The sequence below is a fragment of the Microbacterium terrisoli genome (assembly GCF_030866805.1).
GTDB lineage: Bacteria > Actinomycetota > Actinomycetes > Actinomycetales > Microbacteriaceae > Microbacterium > Microbacterium terrisoli.
In genome coordinates this window covers 379,164-393,640 of sequence record NZ_CP133019.1, presented here as the reverse complement: position 1 = coordinate 393,640, position 14,477 = coordinate 379,164, and the positions used below count along the sequence as shown (strand labels likewise).

Annotated in this window: 17 protein-coding genes; 12 read left to right on the top strand and 5 right to left on the bottom strand. The window is 70.1% G+C overall.

The window, feature by feature from the left end; genetic code table 11:
• Positions 1–3 precede the first annotated feature (3 nt).
• The 4 genes from QU603_RS01745 to QU603_RS01730 are packed head-to-tail and all read left to right on the top strand — an operon-like array spanning position 4 to position 2,313.
• The gene (locus QU603_RS01745) at positions 4–405 is read left to right on the top strand and encodes a YbaB/EbfC family nucleoid-associated protein (RefSeq protein ID WP_308492787.1); all 402 of its coding nucleotides are present in this window, start codon (positions 4–6) and stop codon (positions 403–405) included.
• Complete coding sequence (locus QU603_RS01740; RefSeq protein WP_308492786.1) at positions 398–718, top strand: hypothetical protein; 321 nt, start codon at positions 398–400, stop codon at positions 716–718. Before QU603_RS01745 ends, QU603_RS01740 begins: the two co-directional genes overlap by 8 nt.
• Complete coding sequence (locus tag QU603_RS01735; protein ID WP_308492785.1) at positions 718–2,007, top strand: TNT domain-containing protein; 1,290 nt, start codon at positions 718–720, stop codon at positions 2,005–2,007. The genes QU603_RS01740 and QU603_RS01735 overlap by 1 nt, the downstream gene beginning before the upstream one ends.
• A gap of 6 nt (positions 2,008–2,013) precedes the next feature.
• A complete protein-coding gene (locus tag QU603_RS01730) occupies positions 2,014–2,313 on the top strand; it encodes a hypothetical protein (protein ID WP_308492784.1) in 300 nt (99 codons plus the stop codon).
• 9 nt (positions 2,314–2,322) lie between these two features.
• Here the strand turns inward: QU603_RS01730 and QU603_RS01725 are convergent, their stop codons facing one another.
• The 3 genes from QU603_RS01725 to QU603_RS01715 all read right to left on the bottom strand — a co-directional run bounded on the left by QU603_RS01725 (position 2,323) and on the right by QU603_RS01715 (position 6,186).
• Positions 2,323–3,546 (bottom strand): FAD-dependent oxidoreductase, encoded by a 1,224-nt coding sequence (locus QU603_RS01725; protein WP_308492783.1) that lies wholly within the window; start codon positions 3,544–3,546, stop codon positions 2,323–2,325.
• Positions 3,547–3,645: 99 nt separating this feature from the next.
• Positions 3,646–4,800: a mannose-6-phosphate isomerase, class I gene (gene manA, locus QU603_RS01720; protein ID WP_308492782.1), complete on the bottom strand. Its 1,155-nt coding sequence runs from the start codon at positions 4,798–4,800 to the stop codon at positions 3,646–3,648.
• A 360-nt stretch (positions 4,801–5,160) separates the two neighbouring features.
• Positions 5,161–6,186 carry a LysR family transcriptional regulator gene (locus QU603_RS01715; RefSeq protein ID WP_308492781.1) on the bottom strand — a complete coding sequence of 342 codons (1,026 nt, stop codon included), beginning with the start codon at positions 6,184–6,186 and terminating at the stop codon, positions 5,161–5,163.
• A 115-nt stretch (positions 6,187–6,301) separates the two neighbouring features.
• Between QU603_RS01715 and QU603_RS01710 the strand changes: the two genes are divergently transcribed.
• From QU603_RS01710 to QU603_RS01690, 5 genes are all read left to right on the top strand, one after another.
• Positions 6,302–7,339: a YeiH family protein gene (locus QU603_RS01710; RefSeq protein ID WP_308492780.1), complete on the top strand. Its 1,038-nt coding sequence runs from the start codon at positions 6,302–6,304 to the stop codon at positions 7,337–7,339.
• A gap of 126 nt (positions 7,340–7,465) precedes the next feature.
• Positions 7,466–8,218 (top strand): SDR family oxidoreductase, encoded by a 753-nt coding sequence (locus tag QU603_RS01705; protein ID WP_308492779.1) that lies wholly within the window; start codon positions 7,466–7,468, stop codon positions 8,216–8,218.
• A complete protein-coding gene (locus tag QU603_RS01700; protein ID WP_308492777.1) occupies positions 8,215–9,093 on the top strand; it encodes an RNA polymerase sigma-70 factor in 879 nt (292 codons plus the stop codon). The genes QU603_RS01705 and QU603_RS01700 overlap by 4 nt, the downstream gene beginning before the upstream one ends.
• A complete protein-coding gene (locus tag QU603_RS01695; RefSeq protein WP_308492776.1) occupies positions 9,093–9,470 on the top strand; it encodes a sigma-70 family RNA polymerase sigma factor family protein in 378 nt (125 codons plus the stop codon). The genes QU603_RS01700 and QU603_RS01695 overlap by 1 nt, the downstream gene beginning before the upstream one ends.
• Before the next feature lie 108 nt (positions 9,471–9,578).
• Positions 9,579–10,337, top strand: coding sequence for an SDR family oxidoreductase (locus tag QU603_RS01690; RefSeq protein WP_308492775.1), 759 nt, complete (start codon positions 9,579–9,581; stop codon positions 10,335–10,337).
• Positions 10,338–10,389: 52 nt separating this feature from the next.
• On the opposite strand, the gene QU603_RS01685 is transcribed toward QU603_RS01690, so the two are convergent.
• Positions 10,390–11,136: an alpha/beta fold hydrolase gene (locus QU603_RS01685; protein WP_308492774.1), complete on the bottom strand. Its 747-nt coding sequence runs from the start codon at positions 11,134–11,136 to the stop codon at positions 10,390–10,392.
• A 34-nt stretch (positions 11,137–11,170) separates the two neighbouring features.
• On the bottom strand, positions 11,171–12,139 hold the full coding sequence (locus QU603_RS01680) for an alpha/beta hydrolase (protein ID WP_308492773.1): 969 nt from the start codon (positions 12,137–12,139) through the stop codon (positions 11,171–11,173).
• Between the two features lie 207 nt (positions 12,140–12,346).
• Between QU603_RS01680 and QU603_RS01675 the strand changes: the two genes are divergently transcribed.
• The 3 genes from QU603_RS01675 (at position 12,347) to QU603_RS01665 (ending at position 14,396) form a co-directional block, all read left to right on the top strand.
• The gene (locus QU603_RS01675; RefSeq protein ID WP_308492772.1) at positions 12,347–13,033 is read left to right on the top strand and encodes a sigma-70 family RNA polymerase sigma factor; all 687 of its coding nucleotides are present in this window, start codon (positions 12,347–12,349) and stop codon (positions 13,031–13,033) included.
• Positions 13,034–13,099: 66 nt separating this feature from the next.
• The gene (locus QU603_RS01670; RefSeq protein WP_308492771.1) at positions 13,100–13,552 is read left to right on the top strand and encodes a MarR family winged helix-turn-helix transcriptional regulator; all 453 of its coding nucleotides are present in this window, start codon (positions 13,100–13,102) and stop codon (positions 13,550–13,552) included.
• Positions 13,553–13,631: 79 nt separating this feature from the next.
• On the top strand, positions 13,632–14,396 hold the full coding sequence (locus QU603_RS01665) for an SDR family oxidoreductase (protein WP_308492770.1): 765 nt from the start codon (positions 13,632–13,634) through the stop codon (positions 14,394–14,396).
• Positions 14,397–14,477 lie beyond the last annotated feature (81 nt).

Below are 14,477 nucleotides of genomic sequence, written 5' to 3'. Positions count from 1 at the left end.
ACGGTGGACGAGTTCGCCGAAGACCCCGACGTGCTGATCGCGCGCGTGCAGGAGCAGGTCGCCCAGGCCCAGGAGCGCGCCCAGGCCGCACAGCAGATGCGCGCCGAGGTCGAAGCCGTGCGCGGCACCGCCACCTCCCCTCGCCGGGAGCTCACCGTCACCGTCGACGCGTCAGGCCGACTCGTGAACGTCGACGTGTCCGACGCCGCACTCGACCTGCGGGCGAAGGATCTCGGACGGCTGATCGTCGAGACCGCCGCTGCCGCCCAGCGCGATGCCGGAGAGCAGGCGATGGCCGTGGCATCCCGCGCCTTCGGTGCGGACTCGCCGGTGGTCAGCCGCCTGCGTGCCGAGCTGGACGCACGCACCGGTACCGACACCGGTGAAGGCCGGGCCGATGGCTGAGCACATCGCGGTCGACCAGGACCTGATCATCGCGCACGCCGCGCGGGTCAGGCAGGTGGCCGCAGATGTCGCCGTGGCACGGGATGCCGCGTCCGCCACGAACATGTCCGGCGGCGCGTTCGGGGTCATGTGCGCGTTCCTGGTCGCGCCCGCGTCGCTGGTCGCCCAGGTGACCGGGGCGACCATCACCGCGGCAGAGCGTCTCGTCGAACGCAGCGCGACCGAGATCCGCGGCGTGGCCGACGACATGGCGGCGTTCGAGCAGGACGTCGTCGACGCACTGCGCGGCCTGGAGGGCCAGGTGGGCCGCTGATGTCAGGCAACCCGCTGGTGGCGACCGCCGTCGACCACACCTCACCCTTCGCCGGCACACTGCTGCTCGAAGACGGGGTGCAGCTGGCCGATGCGCTCAAATCCGGGGACTGGGTATCGGGAGGCATGGCCGCGTTCTCCGGTGCCGTCGACACCGTCGCCGCCGTGTCGGACCCGCTGGGCACACTGATCGCCGCAGGGTTGGGCTGGCTGCTCGACCACGTCGAACCACTCAAAGGCTGGTTCAACGACCTGACCGGCAACGCCGCCGAGGTCGAGGCGTTCGCGCAGACCTGGGCGAACATCCAGACGCAGCTGCAGGGCGCAGGCGACGAGCTGCTGCGTGTGCTCGGCGACGTGGACGAGCTCGCCGGCGAGGCGATGGACGCCTACCGTCGCTTCCAATCCGACACCGCCGCGCATCTGCGCCTGGCCGGGGACTGGGCCGGAGGGTTCGCGACCGGCCTGCATGTGGCATCCGTCATCGTGCAGGCCGTGCACGACATCGTCCGTGACGTGCTCTCGCAGCTGGTGGGGTCGGCGATCTCGTGGGCCGCTGAGGCCGTGTTCACCCTGGGCCTGGCGACGCCGTGGATCATCGAGCAGGTCTCGACCCGGGTCGCGTCGCTGGTCGGCCGGGTCGGCAAATTCGTCACCCGTCTGCTGGAGTCCATCAAGTCGCTGCGCGGCCTGCTGGACCAGCTCAAGCCCCTGCTCGACAAGGCCACCGAGCTGTTCGACACGCTGCTGCACGGGGCGCGCAGCACCGCGCATTCGACCAGGGAGTCGGTCGCCGCGCTGCCGGGCGTGCGCCGACTCGACCCGCGCCGCAACAAGCTCATCGACGACATCGACGGCTGGACCGACCAGGCCGCAATCCCGGGCTACCAGCCATACGGCGACCTCAGCCCTCAAGAGTTCGTCGACACACATCTGAACGGATTCACTGAGACCGGTTACCCGGACTGGCGCTGGCCCGGCGACAACGGATTCGACGGGCCGCCAAGTCCCCACGGGCTCGACGTCGGCGACAAGATAGACCGCATCGCCCCCGGCGGAGGCGACGGGCGCTTCGCGTCGCCGTCGGGAACGCCGTTCCCCGACCGTGCGATTCCGCCCGATCGCCTGAGTCCGGCGTTCTCGACGACCGACTACACGGTGCTCAAACCCTTGCCGTCCGACGTCGTGAAGGGACCCATCGCGCACGCGTTCGAGCAGCCCGGCGGCGGCGTGCAGTACTACTTTCCGAAAGGGATCCAATGGTACATACGCAACGGCTATCTGGGGTGATCTGCGATGACGTATGACGAGCTCCGCGCCCGCCTGCTCGCGCTGCCCGGTGCAACCGAGGAGTGGTTGGCCTACACGCTCTCCTTCGTCGACGGCGGCCGCCCGACCCCGACGTCGTACTGTCTGCTGCGGCGCACCGACACGGACTGGGTCGTCTATCAGGGCGACGAGCGCGGCCAGACGCGACCGGCGACCGCCGAAGACGGCGAGACACCACTCACGTTCGATTCGGAATCCGCCGCATGCGAGTGGATCTGGAACGAGATCATGTGGTGGCGTGAGTTCGAGGCCCGCCGCGCCCACTGACCGGGCACCTCACAGGCGCTCGGGGCGGAATCCGTAGGCGACGATGCGCATGGCCCGGCGACGCACCACGGGCAGCACGAAGCGCAGCCACGCACGCTGACCGCGCGTGGGCGGGTTGTCGATCAGCGTGCCGACCCGATCGCTGCCGATCAGCCGATGCGCGAGGCGCTGGATCCCCTGCATCGCGGCGGTGGGCCACCCGCGCCGCTGCTGCAGCGCTGCGCACGCACGGTCGATCGCCGACTCGTCCGGGCCGGCATTCGGGCCCCGCAGCGTCGGGACCAGCACGCGGGCCGCGGCCACGGCATCCTGGATCGCGTAGTTGATTCCGACGCCGAACACGGGCGACATCGCGTGGGCCGCGTCGCCGATGCACAGCAGTCCGGGCTGCCACCAGCGCGGCAGCCGATCGATGCGCACCGAGAGCAGCTTGACGTCATCGAACGAGGCGACCGCATCCATCACGGGCGACAGCCGCGGCACGACCCGGGCGATCCGGTCATGGAAGGCCGGGATGCCCTCCGCGCGGATGCCCCCGAACGTCCCCTTCGGAATCAGGTGCGCGCACTGCAGGTACTCCGGCCGCGGGATGGTCACGACCAGGCCTCCCGGACCCGCCCAGCCCAGAGTGTCGGGCAGCCGGCGCTCGGGCCGCGGCACGCGGAACCACAGCACGTCGAGGTCCACGTCATACGCGTGCGGCACGAGACCGGCAGCCCGCCGCACGGTCGAGGCGCGCCCGTCGGCGGCCACGACGAGGGATGCCTCGACCTCGAACTCGTCGTCGGAGGTCTTCACGCGAACACCCCGCACGCGCCCGTCCCGCTCGATCACGTCGGTGACGTCGGCGCCCATCTGCAGGTGGAACGCCGGATGCTCGGCTCCCGCCTCGGCGAGCAGGTCGAGCAGGTCCCACTGCGGCATGAGAGTGACGAACCGGTTGGGAGGCGGCAGCGTCGAGAAGTCGATCAGGTGGATCCGGATGCCGTTGACAACGACATCCAGCTGCGGCAACGGGCGGTGCTCGATCGCGTTGAACCGTTCGCGAAGGCCGAGCGCGTCGATGATGTTCAGCGTCGACGGATGCACGGTGTCGCCGCGGAAGTCGCGGAAGAAATCACCGTGCTTCTCGAAGACCGTCACATCGATGCCCTGCCGCGCCAACAGCAGCCCCAGCATCACGCCGGCGGGCCCGCCCCCGGCGATGGCGACATCGGTGTGCAGCGTGGCCATAACGGGCAGGCTACGCGCGTGTCGGCCGGCGCGACAGTGCCCGGCCGGGTGCGGCCGGGTGCGGCCGGTTCGCGCCGGTCGTTCCGGCGCGGGTCCGGCTCAGACGCCGGTGGCGATGAACAGCCGGCCCGCGCCGGTCGCACGCACTTCGGTCGGCTCGTCGATGAAGACGATGTCGCCGCGGGCGGCTGCGGCATCCTGCCCGTCGACCGTCAGAGTGTATGCGCCCTCGACTCCCACCGCGATGGCGGCCGATCCGGTCGTGAACACGGCGTCACCGGTCACCAGCAGCAGCTCGAAGTCGACGCCTTCCCCCGACGGCAGCGACGCCGGACGGTACGAGACGACGTTCGTCGACACGGTGACGGGCGTCAGCCACGACGCCGGTCCGGGCGTGAAGTCGAGCACCTTCTGCAGCTCGTCACGGTCGACGTGCTTGGGGGTGAGCCCCCCGCGCAGCACGTTGTCGCTCGGGCCCATCAACTCGACACCTGTGCCCTGCAGGTAGGCGTGGATGTTGCCGGCCGGCAGCCACAGCGACTCGCCCGCCGCCAGCGTCACGTGATTGAGCATCTGCGCGACCAGCACGCCCGGGTCGCCCGGATACGCGCGCGACAGCCGGTCGAGCAGTCCGAACCGTCTCGGGTGGGACTGCGCGATGCGGGATGCCGCATCCACCGCGCGATCGACGTCGTCGGCATCCGAGAGCAGCCAGGCGAATGCGTCGTGCGTCCCGGCCGTCGTCTGCGCGCGCCAGACCCCGAGAGCGTCGGCGTCGCCTTGGTCGGCCTGCGCGAGCAGCGCATCGATGACGGCGAGGGTCTCACCGGCCGGACGGAATCCGCACAGCGCCTCGAACCCGTCGTCGACGGCGACGATCAGCTCGGGCTTGGCGTTCGGATCCTTGTAGTTGCGCTCGCGCGCGGTCAGCGGGATGCCGTCGCCCTCTTCGCGGGCGAAGCCTTCGGCCGCCTGATCCCGAGTGGGGTGCGCCTGCAGCGAGAGCGGCGACGAGGCGGCGAGCACCTTCAGCAGATAGGGCAGCACGACGCCGGAGCGCTGCTCCCAGTCGGCGAGATCGGCCCAGGGCTGGCCGGCACGGGCAGGGCGGCTCGGCGACAGCGGGTGCGCGCCGAGCCACAGCTCGGCCTCGGGGCCGCCGGTGGCGTCCCAGCCGAGCGCGCCGGCGATGCCGTCGATGGTGCCCCATGCGTAGTCGCGCGGGGTGTTGGTCAGCGGGATGAGGGAGGTCACGGCATCCTTCCGGTCACGAACCCATCCAGCGTACGTGTGTCGCGGCCGCGCGGCTGGTGTGTCACCGTTGCTCGTCTGGTGTGTCGCCGTTGCTCGGCGGGTTGTGCCGCCGTTGACCGGCGGGTTGTGCCGCCGTTGACCGGCGGGTTGTGCCGCCGTTCAGCAGTCACTTGCGACGCATCCCCCGGCCCGGCGATCGTCGAAATTGACTGCTGAGAACGGGCGCCCCCATCCAGCAGTCAAGAATGACGCGTCCGCCGGCCCGGCGATCGTCGAAAGTGACTGCTGAAAACGGGCGCCGGCGGGATGCCGCGGCCCGACCGGATGCGCGAGACGGAAAGCGGAGCCGGACCGGCGGGGCTACGACGCGGCGATCTCGACCAGGAGCCGGGCGGCGCCGCGCAGGTCGCCGGAGCCTCCGCGCCACACGGCGGTCAGCGGTCGGGTCACGGCGGCGCCCTCGATCGCCACCTGGCGCACCCGTCCGAGCTCGACGTCGTCGGCGATCGCGAGCTCGCTGAGCACAGCGGGTGCGACCCCGCCGGCGACAGCCGACAGGACCGCGACGGCTGTGGCCAGTTCGAGCGCGGGTTCTGCGGGCTCCGTGCCGAGACGCTCTCTCACGGCGAGCTCGTACGCCGACCGAGTGCCGCTCCCCCGCTCGCGCACGACCAGTGGCGTCGCGGCCAGCGTCGCAAGGGGCACTGCACCCGATACCACGCCCGACCCCGCACCCGCACCCGGCACCGCATCCAACCGTGCACCCGCACCCGACCCCGCATCCAACCCCGCACCCGCACCCGACCCCGGACCCGGGCCGTCACCCGTCGCCCACAGGTGTCCCGGAGGCACGGCCACCACGAGCCGATCGCGCGCCACGGTGGTCGAACCGAGATCGGCCGGTACGGTCGGGCTCTCGATGAACCCGAGGTCCAGGCCGCCCGAGCGCACCAGGCGCCCGATCTCGGCGCTGTTGCCGGTGCGCAGGCGCACGGTCGTGGCATCCTGCCCTGCTGCCAGCTGCCGCTCGCGCAGCTGCAGCATCCATCCCGGCAGCAGGTGCGCGGCGATGGTCTGGCTGCCGCCGACCGTCAGCGTGCGCGTCGCCGAACCACGCAGCAGGTCGAGCGCGGCACCCATCCGGCCGGCGGCGGCAAGCACGTCACGGGCCCACGCGATGACCGATTCCCCGTCGGCGGTGAGCCGGGCGCCCTGCGGCGAGCGCACGAACAGTTCGACCCCCATCAGGCGCTCCGCCGAGCGAATCCGGTTCGACACTGCCTGCTGGGTGACGTGCAGCTCGTGCGCCGCCGCGGTCATGCTGCCCGTGCGGGCCACGGCATCCATCAATTCCAGCGCGGCAAGATCCGGCACATGCCTGTGCATCGCGACCTCCTCCGCTCCCCTGGCCTCGCCCGCCCCCGACCACAAGCCCAGCTTGTGTCACTACAAGTTACCGCCGGGTTCCGACACCGAGGCCGGCTGCGCCAACATGGAACCCGTGCAGTTGACTCCCGTGCCCACGCTCCCCCACCGCCTCGGCCGGCGAGCGCTCGAGGTCTGGCCGGGCGTCGCCGCGTGCGTGCTCATCGCCGTGGCAGCGACCTTCATCGGCCGCATCGTGCCGATCCTGGGCGCGGCAGTGCCGGCCATCGTCATCGGGGTCGCGATCGCACTGGTGCGCCGGCCGCACGAGCGGCTGCGGGCCGGCATCGCCTACAGCTCGAAATTCCTGCTGCAGTGCGCGGTCGTGCTGCTGGGCGCACAGCTCTCGCTCGTGAGCATCTTCCAGGTCGGGCTCGAGTCGCTGCCGGTCATGCTGTCTTCGCTCGCGGTGTGCTTGTTCGGTGCGTGGGCCATCGGCCGCGCCATGGGCATCGAGCCCCGCCTGCGCACCCTCATCGGCGTCGGAACGGGAATCTGCGGCGCCTCGGCGATCGCGGCCGTCGCGCCGGTCATCGGGGCTGCCAGCGCCGAGGTCGCCTACGCCATCTCGACGATCTTCCTGTTCAACATCCTCGCCGTCGTGATCTTCCCCGCGATCGGCCACCTGCTGAACATGGACCCGCACACCTTCGGTCTGTTCGCCGGAACCGCGGTCAATGACACCAGCTCGGTCGTGGCGACCGCGAGCGTGTTCAGCGCACTGGCCCTCGGCTACGCCGTCGTGGTCAAGCTCGTGCGCACCCTCATGATCATTCCGATCACGGTCACCCTCGCCGTCGTCGAAGCGCGCCGCGATGCGGGATCGGGCATGTCGGCACGCCAGATCGGCAAGCTCGTGCCGTGGTTCCTGATCGGCTTTCTCGTGGTCGCGGTGATCCATTCGCTCGGGGTCATCACGCCCGGACTGCAGTCCTTTCTGGTCGCCGCAAGCATCTTCTTGATCGCGGTGGCACTGGCAGCCATAGGTCTGTCGACGGATGCCGCGGCCCTCCGCCGCGCAGGCCTGCGGCCTTTGCTGCTGGGCGCGGTGCTGTGGGTGCTGGTCGCCGCGACGTCGCTGAGCGTGATCTGGCTGACCGGCGGCTTCCACTGACGACGGCGCGGGTACGGCATCCTGCCCCGATGCCTGCCCCGGTGCCGTTGTCACAGATCGCCCGCCCACCCGGTCATCCCTGAGGGGTGCCGCGACCGCGGCACGAGCGACAGGGAAGGTGACGACATGCGAGTCGCAGTGGTGGGCGGTACCGGACTGATCGGCGCACGCGTGGTGCGCAGACTGCAGGATGACGGACACGACGTGGTCGCGGCATCCCGCGCCACCGGCGTCAATTCCTTCACCGGCGAGGGACTGGCCGCGGCGCTCGAGGGCGCCCACGCCCTCATCGACGTCTCGAACTCGTCGTACACCGACGAGCGCGGCGCCCAGGAGTTCTTCTACGGCTCGACCCTGAACCTGCTGACCTACGGCGCGGCGGCAGGCGTCGCACACCACATCGCCCTGTCGGTCGTCGGCACCGACCGCCTCGCGGCCAGTCAGGGCGGATATTTCATCGCGAAGGCGCAGCAGGAGCGGCTCATCCGCGAATCGGGGCGTCCCTACACGATCGTGCACGGTACGCAGTTCTTCGAGTTCCTGCGTACGATCGCCGACGATGCCACCCACAGCGGGGTCGCCCACGTGGCCGATGTGCTCATCCAGCCGATGGCCGCCGACGATGTGGCCGCCGCGGTCGCGACGTCGCTGACCGAAGCGCCGGCGGGCGACATCGTCGAGCACGCCGGACCCGACGTGTTCGAGCTGGGTGACCTGCTGCGGCGCGAGATGACGTTCCTGGGCGATGCCCGGCAGGTGGTGCCCGACCCGCTCGGCAGGTACTTCGGCGCCGAGGTCGGACGCCGCGACCTGCTGCCCGCACCGAGTGCCAGACTGGCCCCGACACATTTCGCCGACTGGCAGGGAACCGCGCGATGACGAGCGGCCTCGATCTCGCCGCAGAGCGGTTCACCGAGCAGCGGCGTCGGCTGTTCGGCATCGCCTACCGGATGCTCGGCACCGTCGCCGACGCCGAAGATGTGCTGCAGGACGCGTGGATCCGGTGGCAGACCGCAGACCGGTCCCAGATCCGCGAGCCTGCGGCGTTTCTCACCACGATCACGACGCGCCTGTCGATCAATGCGCTGCAGTCGGCGCGCGTGCGTCGCGAGACCTATATCGGCCCGTGGCTGCCCGAACCCGTCAACATCGAAGACGACCCGGGTCTGGGCGCGGAGCGCGCCGAGTCGATCGAGTATGCGGTGCTGATCCTGCTCGAGAAGCTCACCCCCACCGAACGAGCGGCGTACGTGCTGCGCGAGGCGCTCGACTATCCCTACGAACGGATCGCCGAGATCGTGCAGACCACGCCCGTCGCCGCGCGGCAGCTCGTCAGCCGCGCCCGAAAGCATCTCGGTTCGTCGCGGCATGCGACGACGGATGCCGCGACCCACCGCCGTCTGCTCGAGGCGTTCCTGGCCGCCGCACAGCGCGGCGAGACGGAACAGCTGGAGGCGCTGTTCACCGACGACGTGATCAGCTATACGGACGGCAACGGCGTGAAGCTCGCCGCGCGCATCCCGGTGCCCGGACGCACGCGGGTCGCGAATTTCGTCGCGGCGTTCTCGAGTCACTTCTGGCGGGGCAAGGCGATCGAATGGGTGACGGTGAACGGCCTGCCCGCCGTCGCCCTCGTCGAGCGCGGTGTCGTCACCACGGTGCTCACCGCCGTCGTCGACGCCGACGGGATCCGCCGCCTGCTGTGGATCATGAGCCCCGACAAGCTGCACCACGTGGTGCCGGCAGGAGCGTGATGACGGGCCGGCGCCCCGACGCCGGCCGACCGGGCGGGCAGGATGCGGCACGCCACCTGATCGACGCGTGGCGGGCGCAGGATGCCGCCGTCCTGACCCGTGTGCTGCACCGCCGGGTCGTGCTCACCACGGACGGGCTGGGTTCGACCGCGGACCATCCCGTGCGCGGGGCGCCGGGTGTAGCCGCCGCGCTGCTGAGGATGACCCCGCCCGAGGTACGGCACGAATGGGAACTGTCCGAGGCCACCGGAATGCCCGGGATCGTACTGCGGCGCGACGGTCGGGTGCACGGCGTCATCGTGGTCGAGACGCGCCGCGGCCGCATCACGCGGCTGTGGGGCGTGTTCAACCCGCTCAAGCTCACGACGTGGGCATGACGTCGCGGCGGCCTGTGCGTGACGTCATGCCGGCGTGTCACACCGGAGCGCGGCATCCGGTCATCTCTTGCAGAGCGCGCATCAGCACGCCGAACGAGAGGAACTGACATGGCACGTATCGTCGTGATCGGCGGCACCGGACTGATCGGATCGAAGGTCGTCGAAAAGCTCATCGCCCACGGGCACGATGCGGTCCCGGCCGCACCCAGCACCGGGGTGAACACCATCACCGGCGAGGGACTGTCGGGCGCGCTCGCGGGCGCCGATGTGGTGGTGGATGTCTCGAACTCGCCGTCGTTCGAACAGCAAGCCGTGCTCGACTTCTTTACCACCTCGACGACGAACTTGCTGACCGCAGAGAAGGCGGCGGGTGTCACGCACCATGTCGCCCTCACCATCGTCGGCACCAACCGGCCGCAGCAGATCTCGTACTTCGCCGCCAAGGTCGCGCAGGAGCTGCTGATCCGTGAATCGGGCGTGCCGTACTCGCTGGTGCACGCGACGCAGTTCTTCGAGTTCATCGGGTCGATCGCCGACATCTCGACGGTGAACGGCATGGTGCGCCTGCCGGGCGCGCTGATCCAGCCGATGGCAGCGGAGGATGTCGCGACAGCGGTCGCCCGGGTCGCGGCGGGCGCACCGCTGAACACCGACATCGAGGTCGCCGGCCCCGAGCAGTTCGGACTGGACGAGTTCATCCGACGCGGGCTGACGTTCCGCGGCGACGCTCGCGAGGTCGTGCGTGACGACGAAGCGCCCTACTACGGGGCCCTCATCGAGGAGCGCACGCTCATCCCCGTCGACGGCGCCGAGATCTTCTCGACGACGCTCGCCGAGTGGCTTCCGGCCAACCCCCCACGCCGGTAGTCGCACCACAAGGGGCGCCGCGCACGAGGTGCGCGGCGCCCCTCTTCTCGTGTCAGGCCGAGGCGGGCGCGGCGAGCGGGGCCACGTACGCCCTTCCCGCTTCGCCGATCGTGGCTGCGACCGCATCCGGTTGCGACACCGAGATCGCGTGCGACGCGCCGGCGATCTCGGTCACACCGCGGGCGCCGGCCCGCTGTGCGCCCGCTCGGTGGACCGCCACCGGGATGTTCAGGTCGGCGTCGCCGAATACGTGCCATGACGGTATGGACGCCCACGCCGGGTGAGCGGTGGGCAGCCCCTCCGACAGCGCAGCCTCGGTGACGGGGCGCTGCGTGGCGGCCATCAGAGTGGCCTCTTCGTGTGAGACGTCGGCGGCGAACTGGCGATGGAACACGTCCTGACGGATCGCGAACTCGTTGCCGCCGCTCGCGACCGGGTACGCGGTGAGGGCGTCGCCGAGCGAGCTGCCCGGGGCGCTCGTGGACAGCTCGAACGCGCTCTGGCCGGTGCCCGGCACGAACGCCGCGACGTATACGAGCCCGACGACCGCGTCGTTGTCTGCGGCGGCCTCGGTGATCACCATGCCGCCGTATGAGTGTCCGACGAGGATGACCGGGCCGCTGACCGAGGCGATGACGTCGCGCACGTACGCGGCATCCCCCGACAGCGAGCGCAGCGGGTTCGCTGCGGCGATGGCCACGACGCCGTGCTCGTGCAGCCGCGCGATGACGCCGTTCCATGACGCCGATTCAGCGAACGCGCCGTGGACGAGGACGACGGTGGGTTTCTGATCTGACATTTCCTTCTTCTTTCTGTGTGATCGTGCGGATGGGTTATCGGGATGCCACGAGCGGGCGTGACGAAAGCGCCGTGCGCAGCTCGTCCACCGCCTGCGCGACCGCAGCGCCGGTTGCAGCCGACGGACGCAGGGGGTTCAGCATCATGAAGTCATGGATCGTGCCGTCGTAGCGCACGAGAGTCGTGCGCACACCGGCCTGGATGAGGTGCCGCGCGTATTCCTCGCCCTCGTCGCGCAGCACGTCGTTCTCGTCGACGATCACGAAGGCCTCCGGCAGCCCGATCAGATCGTCGACGGGTACGCGCAGTGGCGAGGCGGTGACGGCTTTGCGGGCCTCGACGTCGGGCAGGTAGCAGTCCCAGAACCACGCCATCGCCGCGGCCGTGAGGTGGTACCCCTCGGCGAACTCGCGATAACTCGCGGTGTCCATCGCCGCGTCGGTCACCGGGTAGTACAGCGACTGGTGCACGAACACGACGTCGCCGCGGCTCTTGGCCAGCAGGGCCACCACCGCGGCCATGTTGCCGCCCACCGAGTCGCCGGCGATCGCCATGCACGCGGCATCCAGTCCGTTCTCGCTGCCGGAGTCGGTGATCCACTGCGCCACGGCGTAGGCCTGCTCGATGGCGACCGGATGCCTCGCCTCGGGCGACCGGTCGTATTCGACGAACACGACGGCGGCGTCGACGCCCGTGGCGAGCTCACGGACGAGCCGGTCGTGGGTGCCGGCGTTGCCGAGCACCCAGCCGCCGCCGTGAATGTACAGCACGACCGGCAGTAGCCCGGTCGCGCCGACCGGCCGGACGATCCGCACGCGAACATCGCCGACGCTCGCGGGCACCGTGATCCACTCGTCGGAGACCGCGGGCAGATCGATGGGAGCCGCCTGCACGGTGTCGAGCAGTTCGCGAGCCCCGTCCACGCCGCGGTCGGCGAGCGCCGGGGGTGCGGCTGCGGCGTCGGCGAACGCACGGGCCTCTGGTTGAAGGATGTGATCGAGCATGACTGTTCCTCTCGTCGAGATCGGTTACCAGAACAGACCCGACAGCCCGCGTCGACGTGACAGTGTGGGCTATTTTCCTGTGTACGATTTCCAGGCTTCCTATTTGCTTGTACACGATGTACCTTGGGGAAATGCAGAGCGTCGACGCCGACCTCAGCCGCTCCCGCGACTTCCGCCGGCGTCTCATCCGAGAGACGGGAGTGAATCATGGGCAGGGGCACACAGGCATCGCCCAAGCGGGACGACGAGGGATTGGAGGACTTCGCCGCCGCACGCAGGACCGCATTCGGGATCGCGTACCGGATACTGCGCAACGCGGCAGATGCCGAGGACGTGGTGCAGGAGACCTGGCTGCGCTGGCAGCGGTGCGACCGCTCGAGCGTGCATGATCCCTCGGCGTTCCTCAGCCGCACGGCCCGCAACCTCGCGCTCAACGAACTGGCGTGCGCGCGCGCACGACATGAAGTGCTGACAGCGCACCAGCCGATGGCACCGACGGCCGAGAACGACCCGGCGGCTCTATTCGAGCGCGACGCAGCGCTCGAACAGGCGGCGATTCTGCTCACGCAGCGACTGGCCCCGACAGCGCGTGCGGCATTCGTGCTGCGCGTCGGCTTCGACTATCCGTACGAGCGGATCGCCCGACTCGTCGACACGTCCGCTGTCGGCGCGCGCCAGCTGGTCAGCCGCGCCCGCCACGAACTTCTGCGGCCGCCCGCACCCGACCCGCATACGCACGCGACGCCGGATGCCGCGCAGCGGCACCTCGTGCGCGAACTGGTCTACGCCGCCCGCAGCGGCGATCTGCGCCGTCTCGAGATCCTGCTGCGCCGCGAGATCGGCCTGGCTGTTCACATCGCACGTCGAGCGGGCCGGCGGCCGGCCGCGGGATGAGGCGATCGCGATAATTCGCTCGTTCGCTATGCACTCGTACACGATGGAGCGTGTTATCGTGCATGTGTGACGCAATCGCCCGCCCAGCCGCCGGCCGTCGCACTCGACGACATGGTCTGCTTCAATCTGCACGCTGCCTACCGGGCCGTGACGGCCGTCTACCGGCCGCTTCTCGAGCCGCTGGGGCTGTCATATCCGCAATACCTGGTGCTGGCCGTCCTCTGGGACCAAGGAGCGGTCCCCGTGCGCGACCTGGTCGTGCGCCTCCAGTCCGACTACGGAACGATCACGCCCCTGCTCAAGCGGATGCAGTCCCAGGGACTGGTCACCCGCACCCGCAACCCACAGGACGAGCGATCGGTCGTGGTGACCGCGACCGCCGCCGGTGCCGCCCTCAGCGCACACGCGCCGCGCATCTACCAGGCGATCGCCGACACGTTCGGCCTCACCGCCGAACGCGCCGACACCGCACTGGACGTGCTGCGCTCGATCTCGGCGCACGCTCAGAAATCGGCCTGACCCGTCACACACCGGCGGCGCATCCGGTCATCTTGATGAGCAGACCGAAACGCGGTCTGACCCAGCAGGAGGCAACGTCATGCGCATCGTGGTCTTGGGCGGCACCGGACACATCGGCCGATTGGTGGTCGAACGACTCGAGAACTCCGCACAGGCGGTGGTCGTGGCATCCCGACGCACCGGCGTCGACGCCGTCAGCGGCGCGGGCCTGGCATCCGCCCTCGACTCCGCCGACGCGGTGATCGACGTCACGAACGCGCCGCATCCCGAGGGCGAGGGCGTGCTCGACTTCTTCACGGCGATGACCTCGCGCGTGATCGAAGCCGAGCTGGCGGCGGGCGTGCGCCACCATGTCATGCTCTCGATCGTGGGGGCAGAACGTGGCGTGCCCGACGGCTACTTCGCGGCCAAGGCCGCACAGGAGCGCATCGTGGCCGACAGCCGCATGCCGCACACGATCCTGCGCTCGACGCAGTTCTTCGAATTCGCCCGTTCGATCGCCGAGTGGAACACGACCCGCGACACGATCCACCTGCCGTCGACGCACGTGCAACCGGTCGCCGCCGCCGATGTGGCCGACGCGCTCGTGGACACCGCCGGAGGCGCGGCGACCGACCGAGCGATCGACATCGCGGGGCCTGAGCGGATGCCGCTGCCCGCGTTCGTGCGCCGCGTCTTGCTGGCCGACCGCGACGAGCGGTTCGTCGTGTCGGACGAAAACGTGCAGACGCGCGGATTCAACATCGCGTCAGCCGACCTTCTGCCGGCCGACGGCGCGATGCTCGCCCGCACGACGCTCGACGATTGGATTCGCCAGCCCGTCGACGCGCGCACCGGGCGCTGATCCCCGCCTGAAGCGAGGATCGGCGCCCAGCGTTCAATCGCGCCGATGGGGTCCAGACCTGAGCACGGGATCAGGGATTCC

Bases quoted from the DNA above. Each gene is read 5' to 3' on its own strand.
- QU603_RS01665 (WP_308492770.1), top strand. From the start codon at position 13,632: ATGCGCATCGTGGTCTTGGGCGGCACCGGACACATCGGCCGATTGGTG.
- QU603_RS01740 (WP_308492786.1), top strand. From the start codon at position 398: ATGGCTGAGCACATCGCGGTCGACCAGGACCTGATCATCGCGCACGCC.
- QU603_RS01680 (WP_308492773.1), bottom strand. From the start codon at position 12,139: ATGCTCGATCACATCCTTCAACCAGAGGCCCGTGCGTTCGCCGACGCC.
- QU603_RS01700 (WP_308492777.1), top strand. From the start codon at position 8,215: ATGACGAGCGGCCTCGATCTCGCCGCAGAGCGGTTCACCGAGCAGCGG.
- QU603_RS01735 (WP_308492785.1), top strand. From the start codon at position 718: ATGTCAGGCAACCCGCTGGTGGCGACCGCCGTCGACCACACCTCACCC.
- QU603_RS01675 (WP_308492772.1), top strand. From the start codon at position 12,347: ATGGGCAGGGGCACACAGGCATCGCCCAAGCGGGACGACGAGGGATTG.
- QU603_RS01695 (WP_308492776.1), top strand. From the start codon at position 9,093: ATGACGGGCCGGCGCCCCGACGCCGGCCGACCGGGCGGGCAGGATGCG.
- QU603_RS01725 (WP_308492783.1), bottom strand. From the start codon at position 3,546: ATGGCCACGCTGCACACCGATGTCGCCATCGCCGGGGGCGGGCCCGCC.
- QU603_RS01685 (WP_308492774.1), bottom strand. From the start codon at position 11,136: ATGTCAGATCAGAAACCCACCGTCGTCCTCGTCCACGGCGCGTTCGCT.
- QU603_RS01730 (WP_308492784.1), top strand. From the start codon at position 2,014: ATGACGTATGACGAGCTCCGCGCCCGCCTGCTCGCGCTGCCCGGTGCA.
- QU603_RS01690 (WP_308492775.1), top strand. From the start codon at position 9,579: ATGGCACGTATCGTCGTGATCGGCGGCACCGGACTGATCGGATCGAAG.
- QU603_RS01715 (WP_308492781.1), bottom strand. From the start codon at position 6,186: ATGCACAGGCATGTGCCGGATCTTGCCGCGCTGGAATTGATGGATGCC.
- QU603_RS01705 (WP_308492779.1), top strand. From the start codon at position 7,466: ATGCGAGTCGCAGTGGTGGGCGGTACCGGACTGATCGGCGCACGCGTG.